Source organism: Enterococcus sp. GC34 (assembly GCF_040886645.1).
GTDB lineage: Bacteria > Bacillota > Bacilli > Lactobacillales > Enterococcaceae > Enterococcus > Enterococcus faecalis.
This window is the reverse complement of record NZ_JBFOEF010000001.1, coordinates 332,706-353,711: the sequence shown is the minus strand read 5'-3', so window position 1 is coordinate 353,711 and position 21,006 is coordinate 332,706. Positions and strand designations below refer to the sequence as shown.

Annotated in this window: 25 protein-coding genes; 19 read left to right on the top strand and 6 right to left on the bottom strand. The window is 36.9% G+C overall.

Features of this window, described 5'->3' with window-relative positions; translation table 11 throughout:
- The first annotated feature begins 173 nt into the window (after positions 1-173).
- The 5 genes from rnz to AB3I72_RS01650 all read left to right on the top strand — a co-directional run bounded on the left by rnz (position 174) and on the right by AB3I72_RS01650 (position 5,370).
- Entirely contained in the window at positions 174-1,115 is a 942-nt protein-coding gene (gene rnz / locus AB3I72_RS01670; protein ID WP_368023457.1) for a ribonuclease Z, read from the top strand.
- Positions 1,116-1,904: an SDR family oxidoreductase gene (locus AB3I72_RS01665; protein ID WP_002364028.1), complete on the top strand. Its 789-nt coding sequence runs from the start codon at positions 1,116-1,118 to the stop codon at positions 1,902-1,904. It begins immediately after the preceding gene.
- Positions 1,905-1,920: 16 nt separating this feature from the next.
- Complete coding sequence (locus AB3I72_RS01660) at positions 1,921-2,388, top strand: lipopolysaccharide assembly LapA domain-containing protein (RefSeq protein ID WP_002357439.1); 468 nt, start codon at positions 1,921-1,923, stop codon at positions 2,386-2,388.
- A 154-nt stretch (positions 2,389-2,542) separates the two neighbouring features.
- A complete protein-coding gene (recJ, locus tag AB3I72_RS01655; protein ID WP_061101127.1) occupies positions 2,543-4,855 on the top strand; it encodes a single-stranded-DNA-specific exonuclease RecJ in 2,313 nt (770 codons plus the stop codon).
- A gap of 2 nt (positions 4,856-4,857) precedes the next feature.
- Complete coding sequence (locus AB3I72_RS01650) at positions 4,858-5,370, top strand: adenine phosphoribosyltransferase (protein WP_002357441.1); 513 nt, start codon at positions 4,858-4,860, stop codon at positions 5,368-5,370.
- Between the two features lie 105 nt (positions 5,371-5,475).
- Here the strand turns inward: AB3I72_RS01650 and AB3I72_RS01645 are convergent, their stop codons facing one another.
- A complete protein-coding gene (locus AB3I72_RS01645) occupies positions 5,476-5,673 on the bottom strand; it encodes a hypothetical protein (RefSeq protein ID WP_002360203.1) in 198 nt (65 codons plus the stop codon).
- Positions 5,674-5,866: 193 nt separating this feature from the next.
- Positions 5,867-6,520, bottom strand: coding sequence for a hemolysin III family protein (locus tag AB3I72_RS01640; protein ID WP_002357443.1), 654 nt, complete (start codon positions 6,518-6,520; stop codon positions 5,867-5,869).
- A 131-nt stretch (positions 6,521-6,651) separates the two neighbouring features.
- Here AB3I72_RS01640 and AB3I72_RS01635 point away from each other — a divergent pair, with 131 nt between their 5' ends.
- The 14 genes from AB3I72_RS01635 to AB3I72_RS01570 all read left to right on the top strand — a co-directional run bounded on the left by AB3I72_RS01635 (position 6,652) and on the right by AB3I72_RS01570 (position 17,883).
- Complete coding sequence (locus AB3I72_RS01635; RefSeq protein ID WP_002357444.1) at positions 6,652-7,494, top strand: DegV family protein; 843 nt, start codon at positions 6,652-6,654, stop codon at positions 7,492-7,494.
- Between the two features lie 103 nt (positions 7,495-7,597).
- Entirely contained in the window at positions 7,598-8,497 is a 900-nt protein-coding gene (locus AB3I72_RS01630; RefSeq protein WP_002384468.1) for an SGNH/GDSL hydrolase family protein, read from the top strand.
- Entirely contained in the window at positions 8,490-9,143 is a 654-nt protein-coding gene (locus tag AB3I72_RS01625) for a YpmS family protein (protein WP_368023456.1), read from the top strand. The genes AB3I72_RS01630 and AB3I72_RS01625 overlap by 8 nt, the downstream gene beginning before the upstream one ends.
- Before the next feature lie 16 nt (positions 9,144-9,159).
- Complete coding sequence (msrA, locus tag AB3I72_RS01620; RefSeq protein ID WP_368023455.1) at positions 9,160-9,675, top strand: peptide-methionine (S)-S-oxide reductase MsrA; 516 nt, start codon at positions 9,160-9,162, stop codon at positions 9,673-9,675.
- 5 nt (positions 9,676-9,680) lie between these two features.
- A complete protein-coding gene (locus tag AB3I72_RS01615) occupies positions 9,681-9,899 on the top strand; it encodes a YozE family protein (protein WP_002357449.1) in 219 nt (72 codons plus the stop codon).
- 87 nt (positions 9,900-9,986) lie between these two features.
- Positions 9,987-11,429, top strand: a complete 1,443-nt coding sequence (locus AB3I72_RS01610) for a S41 family peptidase (RefSeq protein ID WP_002361887.1) — start codon at positions 9,987-9,989, stop codon at positions 11,427-11,429.
- An 18-nt stretch (positions 11,430-11,447) separates the two neighbouring features.
- The gene (gene lepB, locus AB3I72_RS01605; protein WP_002389020.1) at positions 11,448-12,002 is read left to right on the top strand and encodes a signal peptidase I; all 555 of its coding nucleotides are present in this window, start codon (positions 11,448-11,450) and stop codon (positions 12,000-12,002) included.
- 114 nt (positions 12,003-12,116) lie between these two features.
- Positions 12,117-12,566: a hypothetical protein gene (locus AB3I72_RS01600; RefSeq protein WP_002420159.1), complete on the top strand. Its 450-nt coding sequence runs from the start codon at positions 12,117-12,119 to the stop codon at positions 12,564-12,566.
- Positions 12,567-12,714: 148 nt separating this feature from the next.
- Positions 12,715-13,083: a GntR family transcriptional regulator gene (locus AB3I72_RS01595; RefSeq protein ID WP_002408441.1), complete on the top strand. Its 369-nt coding sequence runs from the start codon at positions 12,715-12,717 to the stop codon at positions 13,081-13,083.
- On the top strand, positions 13,080-13,934 hold the full coding sequence (locus AB3I72_RS01590; RefSeq protein WP_002408442.1) for an ATP-binding cassette domain-containing protein: 855 nt from the start codon (positions 13,080-13,082) through the stop codon (positions 13,932-13,934). Before AB3I72_RS01595 ends, AB3I72_RS01590 begins: the two co-directional genes overlap by 4 nt.
- A 1-nt stretch (position 13,935) precedes the next feature.
- On the top strand, positions 13,936-14,667 hold the full coding sequence (locus AB3I72_RS01585; protein ID WP_002408443.1) for a hypothetical protein: 732 nt from the start codon (positions 13,936-13,938) through the stop codon (positions 14,665-14,667).
- A gap of 192 nt (positions 14,668-14,859) precedes the next feature.
- A complete protein-coding gene (locus AB3I72_RS01580; protein ID WP_002357457.1) occupies positions 14,860-15,540 on the top strand; it encodes an ABC transporter ATP-binding protein in 681 nt (226 codons plus the stop codon).
- The gene (locus tag AB3I72_RS01575) at positions 15,541-16,824 is read left to right on the top strand and encodes an ABC transporter permease (protein WP_368023453.1); all 1,284 of its coding nucleotides are present in this window, start codon (positions 15,541-15,543) and stop codon (positions 16,822-16,824) included.
- Between the two features lie 90 nt (positions 16,825-16,914).
- A complete protein-coding gene (locus tag AB3I72_RS01570; protein WP_368023452.1) occupies positions 16,915-17,883 on the top strand; it encodes an NADP-dependent oxidoreductase in 969 nt (322 codons plus the stop codon).
- Between the two features lie 78 nt (positions 17,884-17,961).
- Here the strand turns inward: AB3I72_RS01570 and AB3I72_RS01565 are convergent, their stop codons facing one another.
- From AB3I72_RS01565 to AB3I72_RS01550, 4 genes are all read right to left on the bottom strand, one after another.
- Entirely contained in the window at positions 17,962-18,564 is a 603-nt protein-coding gene (locus tag AB3I72_RS01565) for an alpha/beta hydrolase (RefSeq protein WP_010709448.1), read from the bottom strand.
- 13 nt (positions 18,565-18,577) lie between these two features.
- The gene (locus AB3I72_RS01560; RefSeq protein WP_368023510.1) at positions 18,578-19,540 is read right to left on the bottom strand and encodes a ring-cleaving dioxygenase; all 963 of its coding nucleotides are present in this window, start codon (positions 19,538-19,540) and stop codon (positions 18,578-18,580) included.
- Between the two features lie 10 nt (positions 19,541-19,550).
- Positions 19,551-19,979, bottom strand: coding sequence for a MarR family winged helix-turn-helix transcriptional regulator (locus AB3I72_RS01555; RefSeq protein ID WP_368023451.1), 429 nt, complete (start codon positions 19,977-19,979; stop codon positions 19,551-19,553).
- Between the two features lie 129 nt (positions 19,980-20,108).
- A complete protein-coding gene (locus AB3I72_RS01550; RefSeq protein WP_368023450.1) occupies positions 20,109-20,903 on the bottom strand; it encodes an SDR family NAD(P)-dependent oxidoreductase in 795 nt (264 codons plus the stop codon).
- Between the last annotated feature and the right edge of the window lie 103 nt (positions 20,904-21,006).

Sequence of the window (21,006 nt, the reverse complement as noted above, 5' to 3'; positions counted from 1 at the left end):
AAAATACTAAGAAATCACGGTTTTTTATGGTAGTTTGCTAATTTTTTGTTATTTTATCGTAAAATGCGGTAAACTAAGAAGAAAACTTTGAGAAAATAGATAAATTATTATTTGCTAAAGGAGCAAACTTCTTCTAAAATAAAAAGGAAGTTTAAAAGAAAGTATGGTAGCAGATGGAAATACAATTTTTAGGAACAGGCGCTGGTGTGCCAGCAAAACATCGCAATGTCACAGGAATTGCGTTGAAATTATTAGATGAACGAAATGCAGTTTGGCTCTTCGATTGTGGGGAAGGGACGCAATTGCAAATTTTAAAAAGTAGTATTCGCCCAAGAAAAATTGAAAAGATTTTTATTACACATTTACATGGGGATCATATTTTTGGTTTACCTGGTTTGTTAAGTAGTCGTTCTTTTCAGGGTGGGACAGAACCTTTAGAAATCTATGGACCAGTTGGGATTGCTGATTTTGTTAAAACTTCTTTACGGGTCTCACAATCGCGGTTGTCCTATCCACTGAAATTTATTGAATTAACAAAAGAAAATGACGTTATTTTTAAAGATAAACAATTCACTGTTCGCTGTAATATCTTGGACCATGGCATCACGAGCTTTGGCTATCGAATTGAGGAAGCAGCGCATGAAGGAGAATTACAAGTAGAGAAACTTCAAGCTTTAGGGATTCCTTCTGGGCCATTGTATGGCAAACTCAAACGTGGTGAAACGATTGTTTTTGATGGACAGGAAATTAATGGACAAGCGTTTGTGGGAGAGCGTAAACCTGGACGAATCGTGACGATTTTAGGAGACACTCGCAAAACTAAAAATAGTGTAACCTTAGCACAACGAGCGGATGTTTTAGTCCATGAAAGTACGTTTAACAAACACGAAGCAAAAATGGCAAAAGCCTACTTCCACTCAACCAGTCAACAAGCAGCTGAAGTTGCAAAAGAAGCGCAAGTAAAACAACTTATCTTAACGCATATTAGTGCCCGTTATTTAACCAAAGAGGCCTATCATCTTCAAGAAGAAGCCCAAGAAATTTTCCCCAATACAAAAATCGTAAAAGATATGGATATCATTGAGATTCCATTTGCCAATGAAGGAGGAGCTTAGATGGATTTAACAAATAAAGTCGTTGTCGTAACTGGAGGTTCAGCTGGTTTAGGTGAACAAATTTGTTATGAAGCAGCTAAACAAGGGGCGGTCGTCGTTGTCTGCGCCCGCAGAATTAATTTGATTGGTAAAGTTCGCGAGCAGTGTGCCGCTTTAAGCGGACGAGAAGCATTTTCTTATCAATTAGATATTGCCGATCCAGAAAGCGTTGAACGTGTGGTTGAAGCTATTTCAGCAGAAGTTGGTCCTATAGATGTTTTAGTCAACAATGCTGGTTTTGGCTTGTTTGAAAATTTTGTTGAGATTGACTTGGCTGTTGCACGCCAAATGTTTGATGTCAACGTTCTAGGAATGATGACGTTTACTCAAAAAGTAGCTATTAAAATGATTGAAGCTGGGCAAGGACATATTATCAACGTTGCTTCAATGGCTGGGAAGATGGCTACAGCTAAATCAACCGTTTATTCTGCAACGAAATTTGCTGTGTTAGGTTTTTCAAATGCTTTACGTTTAGAATTGAAACCGTTGGGTGTAGCAGTAACGACTGTCAATCCAGGACCAATCCAAACAGAATTCTTTGATAAAGCGGACCCGACAGGCACATATCTAGCTGCGGTGGATAAAATTGTTTTGGACCCTACGAAATTAGCGAAAGAAGTGGTTGGGAGTATGGGGACTTCTCGACGTGAGATTAATCGTCCATTTGTCATGGAAGCGGCTGCCCGCTTTTATACATTATTTCCACATTTAGGAGATTTCATAGCGGGAAATATTTTAAATAAAAAATAAAGGAGTCGATCAAGTCATGAAAAATCAATGGCGTGTTATTTTGGGCCTTGTGTTGGTCTTAATTGTTGTTATTTTTGCTGTTTTAAATAATCAAGCTGTTCCAGTAAACTTTGGTTTTACTAAAATTAGTGGACCGTTAATCTTAATTATTTTAGGTTCTGCAATTATTGGCGCACTAGTTGGATTACTAACCTCCACAACCACCATTTGGAACCAACGTAAGGAATTAAAAGCTGTACAAAAAGAGTTGGATATTTATAAAAATGATATGGATAAATTAGTCAAAGAAGAAACGGAAAAAGTTCAACGTTCTTTTGATAATCAATTGGCTGATTTGCAAGCCAAACAAGCGGCAGCACCACAAGTCGCAGAACCAGTGGTCAACGAACAAACATCAAACACAGAAGTAGACGCAACGCCTGTGTCAGGTAGTCGTATTGATCGTTATGTGAAACCTCGTGTGAATGAAGAGGAACAAAAATAAGGAAGAGACTTTATCACTAAGTTTCTTTTAAAATAAAACTGTGATATCTGCTATTTATCTAACAGATATCACAGTTTTTTTCTCAGATTTAAAAAAATGCTTTCTTTAGTTTTTGGAAAAATTTTGCTATAATTACTTGGTTAGGAGTGACGTCGTGAAAAAATCAAACTATCAATGGCAGTTACAGACAAAGACAGAATTACCTGTAGAATTTATAGAACAATTAAAAAAAGAACAAATTAATCCATTAATTGGCCAACTTTTATGGCACCGAAATATCCGGACAGAAGAAGCATTACGTAAGTTTCTACATCCGACTATCGAAGATATTTATGATCCGTTCTTAATGCATGATATGGAGAAAGCGGTAGCCCGCATCCAGCAAGCCGTCGAAGCGGGTGAACAAATCCTTGTCTATGGGGATTATGATGCAGATGGCATCACTAGTACCACGGTTATGAAAGAAGCAATCGAATTAGTCGGTGGCATGGTTCAGTACTTTCTACCGAATCGTTTTGTTCATGGATATGGACCTAATAAAGACGTATTTGCTGAACAAATTGAACAAGGAGTCCAATTAATTGTAACCGTTGATAATGGTGTAGCCGGACATGAAGCAATTAACTACGCTATGGCACAAGGAGTAGATGTAATCGTTACTGACCATCATGAATTGCCTGAACAATTACCAGAAGCCTATGCGATTGTCCATCCTAGACATCCACAAGGAGCCTATCCTTTTGGAGATTTAGCTGGTGTTGGCGTAGCTTTCAAAGTCGCTACTGCGTTACTTGGTGAATTGCCAATTGAATTATTAGATTTGGTAGCAATTGGGACAATTGCTGACTTGGTTTCATTAACCGATGAAAATAGAACGTTTGTCAAAATGGGTCTTCAAATGATTCAAACTGGTGATCGAATTGGTTTAGATGTTTTACTACAAGAAGCAGGTGTAAAAAAGGAAGCTGTTTCAGAAGAATCAATTGGCTTTACCATCGGACCTCGTTTAAATGCGTTAGGTCGATTAGGGGAAGCCGCACCAGGTGTTGAATTAATGACTACATTTGATGAAGAGCAAGCGCTGGAAATCGCTAAATATATCGATCAACAAAACAATGAACGAAAAGACATTGTAACGACGATTGCCAAAGAAGCCCTGGATTTAATCGACCCGAATGCGCCGGTCCATATTTTAGCGAAACAAGGCTGGCATGAAGGCGTCTTGGGGATTGTCGCGGGCCGCATTATGCAAGAAACGGGGAAACCAACCATTATTTTAGCAATAGATGAATCTGGTACGACCGCTAAAGGCTCTGGACGTAGCATTAGCGCATTGAATCTCTATGAGGCGTTGAACGAAGTGCGTGAGCAATTCACTCATTTTGGTGGGCATCATATGGCAGCGGGAATGACTTTACCTGTTGAAAATATTCCTTTTGTTCAAGAACATTTGGCACACTTTATTGAAAAAAATCAAATTGATATGGCTAATGGACAAGAGTTACTCATTAGTGAGAGCTTAGCGGTTTCGCAGGCAACGACTGCTTTTATTGATCAATTGCGTATTTTGGCGCCTTTTGGGACTGATAATACTGTGCCAACTTTTGTATTTAAGGAAATCACGCCTACGCAAATTCGTCAAATTGGTGCAGATAATGCACATCTGAAATTTCAAATGAATCAAGAAGGGGCACAATTGGATGCAATTGCTTTTCAAATGGGGCCTCAAGCGGATGAACTAGCACAAGGAACCGCCGATGTGGCAGGCCAACTTTCCATCAATGAATGGAATGGTCGTAAGAAACCACAATTAATGGTGACTGATTTTGCTGTATCGGGAAGACAATTATTTGATTTTCGTGGCAAAAATAATCAAACGAAACCAATTCCTTCAGAAGCAACAGCTTATCTTTTGTTTGATGAAAAAAATCAAAAATTCATTTCAGATCCAACCGCTAATATTATTGTTTGGTCAAACCAAGAAGAATTGGTGGAAGCTGTTTCTCAAAATCAAATCGAACAACTGGTTTTTGTCGACTGTCCTGTGGAAGCAATCACGGTTAAAGAAATTGTTGAAGCGACTGAGATACAACGTATATACATGATGTTTATTTCACCAGAAGAAGCTTATTTAAACGGTATGGCTTCACGTGAACAATTTGCAACATTGTATAAATTTATTTTGCAGCAAAAAGAAGTAAATCTACGTTCCCAGCTATCGAAGGTGGCAAATTACTTAAATATCCAAGAAAAATTATTAATTTTCATGATACAGGTGTTTTTTGACTTAGGATTTGTTACAATAGAAAGCGGTGTTTTAAACAGTATTGAGAAACCCGACAATCGACCATTGACTGAAAGTCAAGTGTACCAACAACGATTGAAAAAAATAAAAACAGAAGAATTTCTACTTTACAGTGATTGTCAAACAATACAACAATGGCTGTGGAATGAGGAGGACAAATAAAAATGGATTTAAGAGATTACATTGCAAGCATTCCAGATTATCCTGAGAAAGGGATCGTGTTCCGTGACATTTCTCCATTAATGGCTAATGGGGATGCCTACCGTGAAGCAACGAAACAAATCGTGGATTACGCCAAAGAAAAAAGAATTGATATGGTTGTAGGACCAGAAGCTCGTGGCTTTATTGTCGGCTGTCCAGTGGCTTATGAACTAGGGGTTGGCTTTGCTCCGGTTCGTAAAAAAGGAAAACTTCCTCGTGAAACCATCGAAGTGACTTATGACTTAGAATATGGTTCAGATACATTAACGTTGCACAAAGATGCCATCACACCAGGTCAACGTGTTTTGATTTGTGATGACTTGCTAGCAACTGGTGGTACAATTAAAGCAACCATCGAATTAGTCGAACAATTAGGTGGTATTGTAGTTGGTTGTGCGTTCCTAATTGAATTAATGGATTTACATGGCCGCGATAAAATTGATGGCTACGATATTGTTACCTTAATGGAATACTAATCTAATTTAATTAGAAAGAGCGAAGGATTTAATCCTTCGCTCTTTCTTTGACATATTTATAAAAACGGAGCATAGCTTGGGGGGAACACACCGTTTTATTATTTATTAAGGGAACTTACGATAAACGTATCTTGCTTGCTGTTGTTTACGTGTACGTGTATAACGCTTCTCATCCCATGACATAAACCAAAGAATAAATAACGGCGTCACGATCATAAAAGCAAGACGTAATCCTAATGTTCCCAAAAAAATACCTATAACCAATACAAAAAATAAAAATCCAACACGACGAATTGCTTCCATGTGTATCACCTCTTCATTTGATTCGAACGAGTGTTCGTATTGTTATTATACGAATGTATGTTCGTTTTGTAAAGTCTTTTCTACTAATTTATGTTAAAATAATTCGAAAAGAAGAATAATCCTTTATAATAAAGAGATTTAGGGCAATAAAAGAACACGATGCTTTGAGCATCGTGTTCTTATTGTGCTGTGATTACGTATAAAAGAGAACAGAAAAATACATGAGGATCGCTGCAAGCATGACGAACAAGTGCCAAACTACATGCATAAACCGCACATTTTTCAATGAATAGAAGGCTGCACCTAATGTGTAAGACACACCCCCTGCGACCAATAACGCTGTTCCTGTAAATCCAAGAGATTCATATAACGGACGAGCAGCGATGATACAGAGCCAACCTAAAACAATATAAATAATCGTTGAAATGTTTTTCACTGTTTCTTGTTTATGCAACGTGAGGGATTTATAGACAATACCGACAATGGCGATTAACCAGACTAAACTGAACAAGGTCCAACCTAACCAACCGCCAATACTAATTAAGCAAAACGGCGTATAGCTACCAGCAATCAATAAGAAAATAGAACTATGATCGAAGACCTGAAAGACCTTTTTGGCTCTTGTAAAAATTAAACTATGAAATAACGTTGAAGATAAAAAAAGTAGAATCAACATGGAGCCATAAATAGCATAAGATACCACGTGAATTGGTGAGCCTAAACGAGCCCCTTTAACAAGTAAAATGACTAAACCAGCAATACTTAAACCTGCGCCTATGCCATGTGTAACTGCATTTAAGACTTCGTTCACGATTAGGTATTTTTTTGAGAAATGCGTTTTTTCCAATAAATTCACTTCCTTTATTTTAATTTGATGAAAAATTCGGCAGTGTCTGTTATACTATAACTAGATAATTAACCGTTTAATGGTATTCTACCATGAAAACAGGTTCCTTTTAAAGAAAGAGTGATAAATTTATGACAAACGTTAAAATCGTAACGGATTCTTCATGTACGATGGAAAAAAGTCTTAGAGATGAATTAAATATCCATATGATGCCTTTATCAATTATGGTTGATGGCGTTGTTTATCCAGATGATGATCATTTGCCAGGCGAAAAATTTATGGACATGATGGCTAATGCGAAGGCCTTACCCAAAACGAGTCAACCACCAATTGGTGAATTTGTAGAATTATATGATCGCTTAGGTGAAGATGGCAGTGAAGTAATTTCGATTCATATGACAAAAGGCTTAAGTGGAACGGTTGAAGCGGCCCGTCAAGCTAGCAACTTATCATCAAGTAAAGTAACGGTGATTGATAGCGATTTTACAGACCAAGGTTTGTCTTTCCAAGTCATTCAAGCAGCAAAATTGGCACAAGCGGGAGCGGGTGTTCCAGAAATTTTAGCTGAAATTGAACGCGTCAAACAAAATACCAAATTGTACATTGGCATTTCAACATTAGATAATTTGGTTAAAGGTGGACGAATCAGCCGTACAACAGGATTATTATCAAACATTTTTAATATGAAAGTTGTCATGGACTTTGAAAATACGGAATTGATTCCTGTAGCGAAAGGCCGTGGCGTTAAAACGTTTAATAAATGGTTTGACGAATTGAAATCAGAATTAAGTAAGATTCCAAATGTTCGACAAATTGGCATTTCTCATGCGGATGGGCTAGAACTAGCAAATGGATTCAAAGAAGGATTACAAGCAATCTTTAAAGACATGGATATTCCCGTATTACATACGAATCCAGTCATTGCAACACATACAGGAAAAAATGCCTTTGCTATTATGTACTATACAGACTAAGAAATAACGAGGTTGGGTCTCACTCTTAAATGAGTAGACGCAACCTCTTTCTAACAAGAAAAGGAAAATTTCTTGTTAGTTTATTTAAAAGGAAGTGACGAAGATGAAAAAACAAACACAGCATATTTTGCTGACCGTCTTAACACCTATCCTCATTGCGCTAGGTGTTTTTACATTGTTAAGTGTGGCCATCCCCAAAGCAAAGCCACTATTAAAGCAAGAGAAAGTGGCCACAACTTTTCAAAAAAATCAAAAAGAAGTCATTCATTATACAGCTATCGGTGATTCTTTAACTGAAGGAATTGGCGATTTGACGAATAGTGGAGGTTTTGTTCCCATTGTGGCAGATGATTTAAAAGAACACTACAACTTGAACGGTGTTCAAACAGACAATTTTGGGAAAAATGGGGATCGTAGTGACCAAATTTTAAAACGAATCAAAGAAAAACCTGAAATTCAAAAGGGCCTTGCCTCTGCGGACGTGATTACGCTAACGGTTGGTGGAAATGACTTAATGAAAGTAATTAGTAGTAATATTTTCGACTTGAAAGTCAGCTCGTTCAATCGTCCACAAAAAGCCTATCAACGCCGAGTAAGACGATTACTTGAAGAAATCCGAGAATACAACGAGAAAGCCCCTATTTATGTCTTAGGAATTTACAATCCCTTCTACTTAAACTTTTCCGAAATTACAGAAATGCAAGAAATCGTTGATAACTGGAATCAAGCAACCGAAGAAATGGTTCAAGAGCAAAAACGAGCCTATTTCATTCCTATCAATGATTTACTCTATAAAGGTCGTGGCGATGAAGTTGGCGTAACTGGTGGTGACTCAGAAACTACAGGAAGTAGTGCTAGCAAAGAGGATTTAAACAATTTGTTATATGAAGAAGATCGTTTCCATCCGAATAATCTTGGCTACCAAATTATGGCCGGAGCTGTCCGGGATGAAATGGTCAAGACAGAGAAAGAATGGATAACCAAATCAGAAGGTAGTGAATAAAATGAATGAAGAAAAGCCAAAAACAAGTAAATCAATTAAAAAGACACAACCAACCAATCCTAAACGAAATCCCTGGAAAATCGCTTTTCTTGTTCTAGTGGGTTTAGTCATTGGTAGTGTAGCTTTCGTGACATTTCGAGCAACACAAGTTCGCGAACCAGATTTAAAGAAAATACCAGCAATTGTTGAAAAAGAAGGCGAGCCAGTCGTCACCATTCAGTCAAAAAAACAACAAGTGAACAAACTGATTGACTTTTATTTAGCCGACTTTCAAAAAGGTTCGGAGATCAAATATAAATTTTATTTAGAAAATGATGCTTTATTAAATGGAACATTTCAGGTGTTAGGGCATGACATTCCTTTTTACTTATATTTTGATCCTTACGTGATGGCGAATGGCAATGTACAATTAAAATCAAAAAGTTTATCTATAGGAACGCTAGGCTTGCCAATTAAAGAAGTATTGAAATTTGCTAAACGTTCTTACAAACTACCTAAGTGGGTTGAAATCAATCCAGATGATCAAACTGTTTTATTACGTTTAGATCAGTTTAGAATGCAAAATGGTCTATTTGTTCGAGCAGAAAAGATTAATTTAGTTGACGATGACATTCGGATGAATATATACTTGCCAAAAGAGAAATAAAAAAGGAGTGTTAGAGATGGAAGAAAAAGCAATTTTTGCAGGCGGCTGTTTCTGGTGTATGGTGCAGCCTTTTGACACACAACCAGGGATTATCTCAGTTGTTTCGGGTTATACAGGTGGGCATGTGCCTAATCCAACATATGAACAGGTTCTAACACACACAACAGGCCATACGGAAGCAGTAGAAATCACTTTTGATCCAGCGATTATTTCTTACGAACAATTAGTGGATATTTATTGGCAACAAACGGATCCTACTGATGCTTTCGGTCAGTTTCAAGACCGCGGCGATAATTATCGGCCAGTTATTTTTTATCATTCTCAAGAACAAAAAGAAATTGCTGAGAAAAGTAAAGAACGTCTAGCTAATAGCGGCCGTTTTACAGAACCAATTGTTACCACCATCGAACCAGCAGCACCATTTTATCCTGCTGAAGAATACCATCAAGACTTTTATAAAAAAGATGCTTTGCGTTATGGATTGTCCCATCAACGTAGAAGTGAATTTATTGAAGAAAAATGGAGTGACTAATTTACATGAGACGAAGCTTTTACCATTACTTAATGACATTAAAAGGTCCGGCTAAAGATCCTGAAACTGATTTTGCCAATGAAGCGGCCAAAGATATTCAGTTTCCAAAACAAACCGAGGATTATCATGAACTTTCTTCTTATTTAGAAATGAATGCTGACTATTTAAGCAACATGGACATCTTTGATGAGTTATGGGAAAAGTACCTTGAAAACAATAAATAAATCCAGAGGAAAAGCAAACAAAGCTTTTCCTCTTTTTTCATTCATGTTATAGTAAACAAAAGTAGTGACGAATTTGTTAGAAATGAGATGAAATCTATGAAGAACAAACGAACTGTTCCTTTTTATCAATATATTATTTCGCTCCTCTGTGTCGCATTTTTAGCTGGAGGAAGTAGTTATATTTATTTTGATCATCGTGTTAAAAAGATGAGTCAAGAAGGGGCAATTACCAATGCTGATTTAAGCAAAGTGCAGGATTTATATAATGAAATTAGTACCAATTATGTAGGTGAAGTAGATAAAAATGAATTAGTTGAAGGCGCCTTAAAAGGCATGTCTGAAGCTATTGGAGACCCATACTCAACTTATCTAAATGAATCTGCTGCCAATGATTTAAACGAAAGCTTATCTGGCGATTTTGAAGGAATTGGTGCCACTATGACAATGAAAGATGGCGAACCAGTTGTAGCAGAGGCCCCTGTAGCAGATTCCCCAGCTGAAAAAGCGGGAATCAAAGAAGGCGATATTATTGAAAAAGTTGATGGTACAGCTACAAAAGGGATGAAACTAGCAGAAGTCGTCTCAAAAGTCCGAGGTAAAAAAGGAACTTCCGTTGAATTGACTATCCAAAGAGAGGGAGAAACTAAAAATATCTCAATCAAACGTGGGAAAATTCCCGTTAAAACAGTGACAGGTGAGTTAGACAAAAAAGATGCACAAATTGGCTCGATTAAAATTACGTCCTTTGGTAAAAAAACATATCAGGAATTGAAAGAAACAATCACGAATTTACGAGACAAAGGAGCTAAATCCTTTGTAATTGATGTACGCCAAAATCCTGGTGGACTGCTAGATCAAGCAGAGCGAATGGCCAGTATGTTTTTAAAAAATGGCGAAACAATTGTTCAATTTGAAGACAAAAAAGGACGTACGATGAAAGAAGTTGCTTCCAAAGAATTAGACGACGGCTTTAAAGTAAAAGAACCTGTTGCAGTTATCATTGATGGCAATAGTGCCAGTGCATCCGAAATTTTTGCTGCAGCACTGCATGAATCTGCGAATGTCCCATTAATTGGAACGAAAACATTTGGCAAAGGAACGGTCCAAACGGTGAAGGATTTAAATGACCAAACCGAAATAAAATTGACTGTTTTAAAATGGTTAACACCAAAAGGCGAATGGATCAACGAAAAAGGAATTGAACCAACCATCAAAGCTGATTACCCCGAGTATGCCTATTTAAAATTGATTCCTCGCGATAAAACGCTAAAAGAAGGAGATCAATCTGAAGATATTCAGAACTTAAATGCTATTTTAGCTGTATTAGCGTATCCTGTTGATGAAAACAATGCAAACTACACCGCAGAAACAAAAGCAGCGGTTAGCGATCTTCAACAGAAAAATGGCTTGCCTGTAACTGGAGAAATCGACAATGAAACAGCCACAAAAATTGAAGCCACTTTAGGTAAATTAATTCTTGAAAATGACGCTGCCTACGATACAGCAGTCAAAGAAATTCAAAAAAACTAGAAAAAAGGTGGCACAAAGTTGAAGAAGAAACGTGATTATGTTGGGTATTTAATGTACTTTCTGAAAATCTTAGTACCAGCAATCGTAGCCGTTTTTATTTTAAGAGGATTTTTCCTGATTCCTGTTCGGGTGGATGGCCATTCTATGCAAAAAAACTTGAATCAAGGAGATATGATTGTGATGGAAAAATTCTCCGCCATTAAACGGTTTGATGTGGTGGTCTTTAAAACAGACACAGGATCGATTCTGATTAAACGTGTGATTGGTTTACCAGGGGAAGCTGTGCGTTACGAAAACGATCAATTATATGTCAATAATCAGCCAATCGCTGAACCGTATTTAACTAAAAACAGAAAAAAAGATCATGAAACGATGCCTTACACTACGAATTTTGATTCAAAAGAATTGTTAATGCAAGAAAAATTACCTAAAGATAGCTATTTTGTGCTTGGTGATAATCGCCGTATGTCCAAAGACAGCCGTTCTTTTGGTGCAATACATGCAGATCAAATCTTAGGGAAAGCACAATTTGTTTATTACCCACTCACTCATATGAAGATCATTCCTAAATAAGTAAGACCATTAGTTCGTTTATTTAAATAACGACTAGTGGTCTTTTCTAATCTGAAAAATTGTTCTCTTAGCTGAAAAATGTTAAGGTTAAAGTAATGATAGATGTAGGAGGTCATGCAAATGATTAGAAAAACAATTTTAGCAAGTTCTATCTTAGGCGTTGGGTTGCTAATTGGTGCATGTGGGAATCAAACCCAAACGCAAATGAATTCAACCAATACCAGTGAATCATCACAGCCTAAAGTAACCGAATCAAGTCGCAAGTCATCTGAAAGTGCGTCTAATAACGAAGGTGTATCAAGCGATTCTAGTAAATCCACAAGTTCCACTACAGAATCAGAAATCTTAAAAGGTCTGGCGGAAGAAAAAACGCTAAAAGAAAAAATTCCGTCCTTAAATCAAACAACGATTAAGCAAGTCACTGATAATGAGTATAAACGCATTCTTGTGATGGAAGAAAAGGCTACAGAAACAACCTATAAAAGTATTTTGATCAAAAAACAAAATCGCTTAAAAATTGTCAACGAAACAACCGATGAATTGTTATATAATGGAACCCTATAAGAAGGAACGGATTCAATCAACTCAAAAGTATCGCCATTGTTTTCAAAGAAAAATTTCTTTGGAAACAATGGTTTTTTTGTTGACAAAAGAATTTCTAAGATATATAGTTAGTTACATAAGTAGTTAACCGTTTAAGCGAGGTGTAAAAATGGAATTTAATTTTTCGGGGGAAAAGCCTTTATTTCAGCAAGTAGCCGATCAGATTGCTGAAGGAATTTTTAATGGCGCTTACTTAGAAGGCGAACAAATTCCCTCAACCACAGAAATATCAAAAAGTTACCAAATCAATCCAGCCACCGTTTTAAAAGGAATGAATTTATTAGTAGAACGACAGCTGATTGAAAAGAAACGGGGGATTGGCATGTTTGTTTTACCAGGCGCTCAAGAGAGAGTAAGAAGGGCACGGAAAGAAGAATTTTTAAATAAAGAAGTATTAGAAGTTGTCGCAGAAGCTAAAAAATTAGGGATTACAGCCGAACAATTAAAACAACTAATTGAAAGAGGGTATGACGCATGAGTTTGCGGGTGGAATCAGTAAGCAAAAAATATCATCAAAAAAAGGCATTAGATAATATTTCAATTACTTTTGAAAAAGAAACGATTTATGGGCTTTTAGGCAGGAATGGGGCTGGTAAAAGTACGTTATTAAATATCATTAATAATCGAAGTTTTGCCACTTCAGGTTCCGTTCAATTGGCGGGAGAAACAGTGACCGATAATGAGACTGCTTTGAATCATATTTACTTAATGAGTGAAGATAATTTATTTCCTCCTCAGTTAAAAATTAAAGATATTTTTAAAACGACTGAAGGTTTTTATGGATCATTTGACTGGTCTTTGGCCGAACAAATGTTAAGCGATTTTGGTTTAGATAGTAAAAAGGCATTCAAAAAATTATCAACTGGTTATCGGAGTATTGCTAAACTAATAGTGGCGCTATCCGTCCCCTGTGAGTATATTTTTTTAGATGAGCCGGTCTTAGGTTTAGACGCCAATCATCGGGAATTATTTTATACTTATTTAATTGAGACATACCAAGAACGTCCCCGTACGTTTGTGATTTCTACCCATTTAATTGAAGAAATTGCGAATTTATTAGAAGATATTATCATCATTGATCAAGGAAAATTGATTCGCGCAGAATCTATTGAAACAATTTTGAAAAACGGTCGCATTGTTTCTGGGCCGAAAGAACAAGTAGAGCGCTATACTCAGTCATTGGAAATCTTAGGCATGGACACTTTAGGTGGGGCAGTTACGGCTTACGTGTACGGCGACTTGCCAACTGAAAAAGCAGAGGTTCAAATTGCGCCGCTAAATTTACAAACATATTTTGTGCAATTAACCAATAGAAAGAAGGAAAAGTAAAATGAAATTTAAAACAGCTTTGCGGTATCGTGTAATTTATCAAGTCCGTTCCTTAGCAATTTATTTTGGCTTTTATGCTTTGTTCGGCATTCTTTTTCCTCTTATTGGGTTGCTCTTTTCTAACGACGTGAATACTGTCAGCTCTGATGCAGTAATTCCTTGTCTGGTTTTTATGGGGATACTATCATTTTTTGGGATGAACACAGATTTTAAACTGTTTATTCAAAACGGGCTTTCCCGCTGGACAATTTTTTTGGTGAACTTTGTAAGTAATGCTATTTTATCTTTGGTTGGATCCTTGGCTGTACTTGTACTGATTAAAGTATTTAGCGGCAATTTCATTTCTCATTTTCAATTATCAATGAAATTAATTGATGTCTATGCTCAAGGAAACTTTTTCATGTCGTGGTTGCTCTTTTTTATCTTACTAATGCTTAGCGGCTCACTTGGCTTGTTAGCAGGTGTCTTTAATGATCGGATAGATGGCGTAAAAAAACTCATTGTTTTATTGCTGTTATTAATGATTCCTATTTTACTGGGCACGATTGCACAATTAGGGGGGACACCAATGCGCCTGAGAATGCTCCACGTCTTGCAAGCAATGGTTGGTTATCAATCCACTGGTTTTACTGTCCTGCCACTTCTTCTGACAATCAGTTGCTTTGTTGGCATTAATCTTGGTTTGGCCTATTTATTGAATAAACATCGTGAAATTAAACGCGTAAATGCATAACTAATTAATAAGAACATGTTCAATGAGGTGAATTTGGAACATGTTCTTATTGTTTTAATTGAGAGATACATCGGAAGTACCATGACAAAGGAAAGGGCTTCCGTCAAAATAGAAAGAGAAGAAAGGAGTATGAAAAGAGTAAAAAACTTTGTAAATAAGTAAACGACAAAGAATGAAAAATGGAGGGGTAACATGGCGGTAATTGAAGCAAAAAATATCAAAAAAAGTTATGGAAAGAACGAAACAAAATTTGATGCGTTAAAAGGTGTTGATTTAAAAGTTGAAAAAGGTGAATCTGTGGCCATAATTGGTAAAAGTGGCTCTGGGAAATCAACATTTATGCACATTTTGGCATTGTTAGATCAACCAACTTCAGGAGATATTTATTTAAATGGTAAAAATGTTACTAGTATTAGAAAGAAAGTGCTGAATAAAACGAGAAATGAAGAATTTGGTTTTGTTTTTCAACAATTCTTTATGAATGCCAAGGATACAGTTTTAAATAATGTTCTTTTACCATTAAAAATTGGTGGTATTTCCGGTAGCAAGAGGAAAAAGATGGCTTTAGATGCGTTAAAAGCAGTCGGTTTGGAAGATAAAGTTCAAAACAAAGCGAATAATTTATCTGGTGGCCAAAAACAACGGGTATGTATAGCGCGTGCTTTAGTTAATAATCCGCAAATTATTTTTGCGGACGAACCTACAGGGAATTTAGATTCTGCCACTGGGAAGAAAATTGAAGAATTGTTATTTGATTTAAATAAAAATAAAGGAATTACCTTAATTATTGTGACACATGATCCAGACTTAGCAGCACGTTGTGATCGGCAAGTTCATGTTCGAGACGGCTTGATTGTAGGAGGAGATGAGTAAATGAAATTTAGAGATATTTTAAAATCAGCTAGTACCAATTTAATGCGTAATAAAGGTCGAACCGTATTGACCATTATTGCAATCTTTATTGGAGCATTTACCATAGCTTTAACTACAGGAGTCAATATTGGTGTAAATGATTATATTGACAAACAAGTCGGCAGTGTCGGTGGTGCAAATCAGCTATTTATTCAGCCAAAAATGGAGATGAATGTTGGTAACGGAACAGAACCAAGTAAATATAATCCAGAGAAAAAAACCAGTACGATTCAACAACAAAGTATGCTTGCTGAAAAAGATATTGAGAAGATTAAAAAAATCTCGGATGTTACATCAGTGGAACCAATGAAATCTGTTGCTATCGATTATATAAAAGGAGCAGATAAGCATAAATATGTATTTTCAGCAACTTCTGCGCTAGATGAGATGACCATTGATTTAGCGGCTGGCCGTAAAGTTTCGCAAACGAGCCAGGACTTCGAAATTAATTTGTCACCAGAATATGTAAAAGCGCTCGCCTATACATCTAGTAAAGCTGCCGAGGGAGAAACAGTTCAATTAGGTATCTCAAGTTCCTTGAAAGGACAAGAGCAAGTTATTGAAGCAAAAATTGTTGGCGTTAGAAATGCCAGTGTCATTCAAAATGGGCTCTCGCTGATGAATAAAGCATTGATTGATAAAGTTGTCTCAATCAATCAAGCAGATCTTCCAGAACATTTAAAAAATCAATACGCGATGATTATTGCTGAAGTTAAAAAAGACAGCACGCCAGAGCAGATTAAGGACATCAAAAAAGATTTAGACAAAGCTGGCTATTTAGCGACTACTGTCGAAGATGAAATTGGCATGATTCGTAATATAATCAATGCAATCACTGGTGTCTTAACCATGTTTGGTGCAATTGCCTTGTTAGCTGCAAGCTTTGGCATTATTAACACGCTGTATATGTCTGTCCAAGAAAGAACGCGAGAAATTGGTTTAATGAAAGCCATGGGTCTTAGCAATGGGAAAGTCTTTACGATTTTTAGTGTTGAGGCGGCTTTAATTGGCTTTTTTGGCTCAATATTAGGCATTTTAGGAGCTGTTGGGGTTGGAAATTTAGTTAATCGTTTGGCAACGGATTCTTTTTTAAAGGCTTTAACAGGATTTAAATTAATTCAATTTTCATTGCCATCTTCACTAACGATTATCTTAGTTATTATGTTTATTGCTTTTTTAGCAGGAACTTTACCAGCTCGAAGAGCAGCCAAATTAGATCCAATTGAATCTTTACGTTATGAATAATAGATTAAAAACAGCCACTTTCTCTCAATTTAACTAAAGCATATTCTTGTATAAAAAGAAGACAATAGGCGTATACTAAAAGTGTGAAAAATGAAACAAATGAGAGGAAGTTGGTTTATGAAAGCTGTTGTGATTAATCAGTACGGAAGTAAAGAGGTACTTGAAGAAGCAGAAGTAACACTGCCAGAATTATCGGAACATCAAGTGTTGGTAAAAGAATACGCGACATCAATTAATCCGATTGATTGGAAATTGCGTGAAGGATATTTAAAACAGATGTTTGATTGGTCCTTTCCGATTATTCTTGGTTGGGATGTCGCTGGTGTGATTACAGAGGTGGGGAGTCAAGTAACGGATTGGCAAGTTGGCGATAAAGTTTTTGCTCGTCCTGAAACTACTCGTTTTGGCACCTATGCAGAAGTAACGATTGTGGATGATCATTTATTAGCAAAAATCCCTGAAACAATTAGCTTTGAAGAAGCGGCTGCCGTTCCGTTGGCTGGTTTAACCGCTTGGCAAGCATTGTTTGATCATGGTCACCTTAAAGAAGGAGAAACTGTTTTAATTCATGCTGGTGCAGGTGGGGTCGGTACTTATGCGATTCAACTAGCAAAAGAAGCGGGCGCACATGTCATCACGACCGCTAGCGCAAAAAATCATGCCTTACTGAAAAAAATTGGTGCAGATGAAGTGATTGATTATCATACAACGAATTTTGCAGAGGTATTAACTGATGTTGATTTGGTCTTTGATACAATGGGTGGTAAGGTTCAAAAAAATAGTTTTGACGTCTTAAAACCAAACACAGGTCGTCTTGTTTCAATTGTGGGCATTGAAGATAAACAATTGGCAGCCGAAAAAAATATTTCTGCTGAAAGTATTTGGCTTCAACCAAATGGAGAACAATTACAAAAAATTGCTGATTTGATGGCAGCTGGAAAAGTTAAATCAATTATTGGTGAAGTTTTCCCTTTTTCTAGACAAGGGATTTATGATGCACATGCACTCAGTGAAACGCACCATGCAGTTGGTAAAATAGTTGTTCAAATGGCAGAATAAAAAGAAGCTCAGACAGTGAATTATCTTAAAATAGAAAAAGTGGGTTCTAAGTCATTTCGACTTAGGACCCACTTTTTGTTAAGAGGACAGATGTGCCAACCAAGTTTGTGTTTCCTTAATTTCTTGATAAGTTAATTGATGACTTTGTGTCCAAACCTCTTGTACGGTTGCTCCATGATTCTGAAATAATTGAATCACACGCATACTTTCAGGAAGTGGAACAATCGGGTCATGCTCTCCTAGAGATAATAAAACAGAAGTGTCGGTCAAGTCTGGTTGATTGGTCAATTCAACAGGAAACATGGGATGATAGAGGACAGCTTGATGGTAACTATCGGGATGAGTAAGCAATAATTGAATAGCGATATTGGCCCCATTTGAATAGCCAATAAAAATAATTTTATCCAATGAAAATTGATGCTCGTTAGCGGCTTGTTGAATAAACTTATGAAGCGCCTCGCCGCGTTTTTCTAGATCTTCTAAGTCATAATGACCTTCCGCTAGGCGCTTAAAATAACGATTCATTCCATTTTCTGAAACATCACCACGAATACTTAGCACAGTAGCTTGTTTATTTAGTTCTTGGGCAATTGGTAGGAGAGATGTTTCATCACCACCTGTACCGTGAAGTAGCACAAAGACAGGTGCTTCAGGATGTCCTTTTTTTAAAATTGAATGCATGTTTTTTTCCTCCTTAGGCTCGTTTTGTATTGAAAGGCTTGATAACACTCTCAATATATTCACGACGGTTTTCTAAAAATGGCGCAAGAGATAACTTTTCTCCTAATGTTTCGTAAGGTTCATCTCCCATAAATCCTGGTTCATCGGTGGCTAATTCGACTAAAATATGCCCAATACGAACATACAATGATTCAAAGTAATAACGATCGACATAGCCAGAGTTTTGTAAGCCTAAATGATCAAAGAGCGCTTGCCAAGTCCCAAGTGATTTACGATCCGCTAGGCGGAATGCAACGTGATGTACTTCACCATATCCTTGTTGCGCTTGTGAGCTAGTATCATCGTCTACCAAAATGACTTGGGCACCATTGCCACCTTGGCCAACTTCTAGTAAATAGAGATTGCCTTCTTGTGCCACTACGTGAAAGCCTAGAATTTCTTCAAAGACTTCTTTGAATTCATGAAAATAGGAAATAGCTATTTCGACAGGTCCTAAGCCATAAATCGCAAATTCTGTTGGAACAGGTCCTTTTTTCCAAGGGGTGCCCGCTGCAACACCCTGATTTAATTCATCAGAGATTAATTGATACGCTTGATCATCAAAATCCCAGAAGCGAAGGACTTTTTTGCCAAATTCTTCAGAAATACCTGTGTGTTTGACAGCAAATTCATTGAAGCGATTTTCATAATAAGTCAAAGCTGCATCTGAAGGAACCCGGAACCCTGTTCTTGAAATTGTATTGGTTCCTTTTAATCCTTTAGGGTTATTGGGAAAATCGAAAAAGGTCATGGTTGTACCTGGTGTACCCAAATCATCGGCAAAATAGGTGTGGTAAGTATAGATATCATCTTGATTCACTGTTTTTTTGACTAAACGCATCCCTAAAACGTCTGTAAAGAAGTGATAGTTTTTTTCTGCATCACTTGTCATAGCTGTAACGTGGTGGATTCCTAATAATTGATCTTCTTTTTTCATCATTATTTCCTCATTTCGTTTCATTTGTTATTTTTCGTAAAGTTTTTTGAAGAAGAGTTAATTCTTCAGAAGAGAGTTGTTCAAATGCTTCTGCAATTCGCTTTGCATGCGTCGGGAAAATTTCTTCAATTAATGTTTTTCCAGCTTCTGTTAATTCGACGTAAGTAAGGCGTCGGTCTTTTTCACTGGGGGTGCGCGTTACATAGCCTTTTTTATGTAATTGGTCAATAACATAAGTGGTGCTACTGCTAGCGATTAAAATTTTCTCCTTGATTTTTTGGATGGTCTGAGAACCTTTATGGAGTAACAGCTCTAACACTGAAAATTCTGTAATGTTTAAGTCATAACAAGTGACATCTTGCTTGGCAAGTTGCTCTAGTTGATGGCTGGTTCTTAATAAACCGATATAGGCTTTTAAAGCTTCTTGTTGTTGGCTCATTGTTTCACCTCTTTTTTATTTCGAATTCGAGATAAATATAACTTACTTTTGGTAAGTAATCAATTAATATGCTTAAAAAGACAGCCAGCAAAAAATGTGAATTTTTGCTGGCTGTCTTTTTTGTTTATTTTAGAAGATTGTTGGAACTAAACCGCCATCGATTCTTAAGGCTTCTCCTGAGAAGGAAGAAGAATCCGGGCTGGCCACAAAGGTAACAAAACGACCAATTTCTTCTGGTCGAATGAGCCGTTGGATTTGTGAACGAGAACGATGATTTTTCATGAAATCTTTTTCCCAATCCTCTTTGGGAATGTCTGAATCAGCGTACATATCTTCCAACATTTTTTCTACACCTTCGGTAAGGGTTGAGCCAGGCATAACCGTGTTAACGGTGACATGTGTGCCGACAGTTAAGTTGGATAAACTTTTAGCTAAGGAAAGATTCATCGTTTTTGTCATGCTATATTGGGGCATTTCGCCAGAAGGCATCACCGCTTCTTCGCTAGCAATGAAAATAATGCGACCAAAATCTTGTGCAAGCATTTTAGGTAGATAAGCTTTTGCTAATGCATTGCCTGACAACACGTTCACAGTAAAAAATTTTTCCCAAGTGGCGTCATCGATATCCCAGTATTCCATTGGTTCAAAAATCCCCATATTGTTCACTAAAATGTCGACTTTAGGGAATTTTTCAAGTAACGTAGTTCGTTGACTTTCAATGGAAATATCGGCAGTCCCTGCTTGAGGACGAGTGTCTGGAAACATTGCTTGTATTTCTTCAACAACTTTGATTACTTCGGCTTCATTGCGCCCATTGATAATGACATCGGTCCCTTCACGAGCCATTTCAATCGCAATTGCTTTGCCAATTCCTTTGGTTGAACCAGTAATTAATGCTAATTTATTCGTTAAGTGTAAATCCATTTAAATCCCTCCAACGTTTGTCTATCTCTAGTGTAGGTCTTTTTCTGGACTTTTAAAAGGAAAAAGTTTTTTTGGCCTGCGGGAAACAAGCCCCAATAATTAC

What these genes read in the sequence shown, in the direction of transcription:
- rnz (WP_368023457.1), top strand. Translation starts at nt 174, where the DNA reads ATGGAAATACAATTTTTAGGAACAGGCGCTGGTGTGCCAGCAAAACAT.
- AB3I72_RS01665 (WP_002364028.1), top strand. Translation starts at nt 1,116, where the DNA reads ATGGATTTAACAAATAAAGTCGTTGTCGTAACTGGAGGTTCAGCTGGT.
- AB3I72_RS01660 (WP_002357439.1), top strand. Translation starts at nt 1,921, where the DNA reads ATGAAAAATCAATGGCGTGTTATTTTGGGCCTTGTGTTGGTCTTAATT.
- AB3I72_RS01650 (WP_002357441.1), top strand. Translation starts at nt 4,858, where the DNA reads ATGGATTTAAGAGATTACATTGCAAGCATTCCAGATTATCCTGAGAAA.
- AB3I72_RS01645 (WP_002360203.1), bottom strand. Translation starts at nt 5,673, where the DNA reads ATGGAAGCAATTCGTCGTGTTGGATTTTTATTTTTTGTATTGGTTATA.
- AB3I72_RS01635 (WP_002357444.1), top strand. Translation starts at nt 6,652, where the DNA reads ATGACAAACGTTAAAATCGTAACGGATTCTTCATGTACGATGGAAAAA.
- AB3I72_RS01630 (WP_002384468.1), top strand. Translation starts at nt 7,598, where the DNA reads ATGAAAAAACAAACACAGCATATTTTGCTGACCGTCTTAACACCTATC.
- msrA (WP_368023455.1), top strand. Translation starts at nt 9,160, where the DNA reads ATGGAAGAAAAAGCAATTTTTGCAGGCGGCTGTTTCTGGTGTATGGTG.
- AB3I72_RS01615 (WP_002357449.1), top strand. Translation starts at nt 9,681, where the DNA reads ATGAGACGAAGCTTTTACCATTACTTAATGACATTAAAAGGTCCGGCT.
- AB3I72_RS01610 (WP_002361887.1), top strand. Translation starts at nt 9,987, where the DNA reads ATGAAATCTATGAAGAACAAACGAACTGTTCCTTTTTATCAATATATT.
- AB3I72_RS01600 (WP_002420159.1), top strand. Translation starts at nt 12,117, where the DNA reads ATGCAAATGATTAGAAAAACAATTTTAGCAAGTTCTATCTTAGGCGTT.
- AB3I72_RS01595 (WP_002408441.1), top strand. Translation starts at nt 12,715, where the DNA reads ATGGAATTTAATTTTTCGGGGGAAAAGCCTTTATTTCAGCAAGTAGCC.
- AB3I72_RS01590 (WP_002408442.1), top strand. Translation starts at nt 13,080, where the DNA reads ATGAGTTTGCGGGTGGAATCAGTAAGCAAAAAATATCATCAAAAAAAG.
- AB3I72_RS01585 (WP_002408443.1), top strand. Translation starts at nt 13,936, where the DNA reads ATGAAATTTAAAACAGCTTTGCGGTATCGTGTAATTTATCAAGTCCGT.
- AB3I72_RS01580 (WP_002357457.1), top strand. Translation starts at nt 14,860, where the DNA reads ATGGCGGTAATTGAAGCAAAAAATATCAAAAAAAGTTATGGAAAGAAC.
- AB3I72_RS01575 (WP_368023453.1), top strand. Translation starts at nt 15,541, where the DNA reads ATGAAATTTAGAGATATTTTAAAATCAGCTAGTACCAATTTAATGCGT.
- AB3I72_RS01570 (WP_368023452.1), top strand. Translation starts at nt 16,915, where the DNA reads ATGAAACAAATGAGAGGAAGTTGGTTTATGAAAGCTGTTGTGATTAAT.
- AB3I72_RS01565 (WP_010709448.1), bottom strand. Translation starts at nt 18,564, where the DNA reads ATGCATTCAATTTTAAAAAAAGGACATCCTGAAGCACCTGTCTTTGTG.
- AB3I72_RS01560 (WP_368023510.1), bottom strand. Translation starts at nt 19,540, where the DNA reads ATGAAAAAAGAAGATCAATTATTAGGAATCCACCACGTTACAGCTATG.
- AB3I72_RS01555 (WP_368023451.1), bottom strand. Translation starts at nt 19,979, where the DNA reads ATGAGCCAACAACAAGAAGCTTTAAAAGCCTATATCGGTTTATTAAGA.
- AB3I72_RS01550 (WP_368023450.1), bottom strand. Translation starts at nt 20,903, where the DNA reads ATGGATTTACACTTAACGAATAAATTAGCATTAATTACTGGTTCAACC.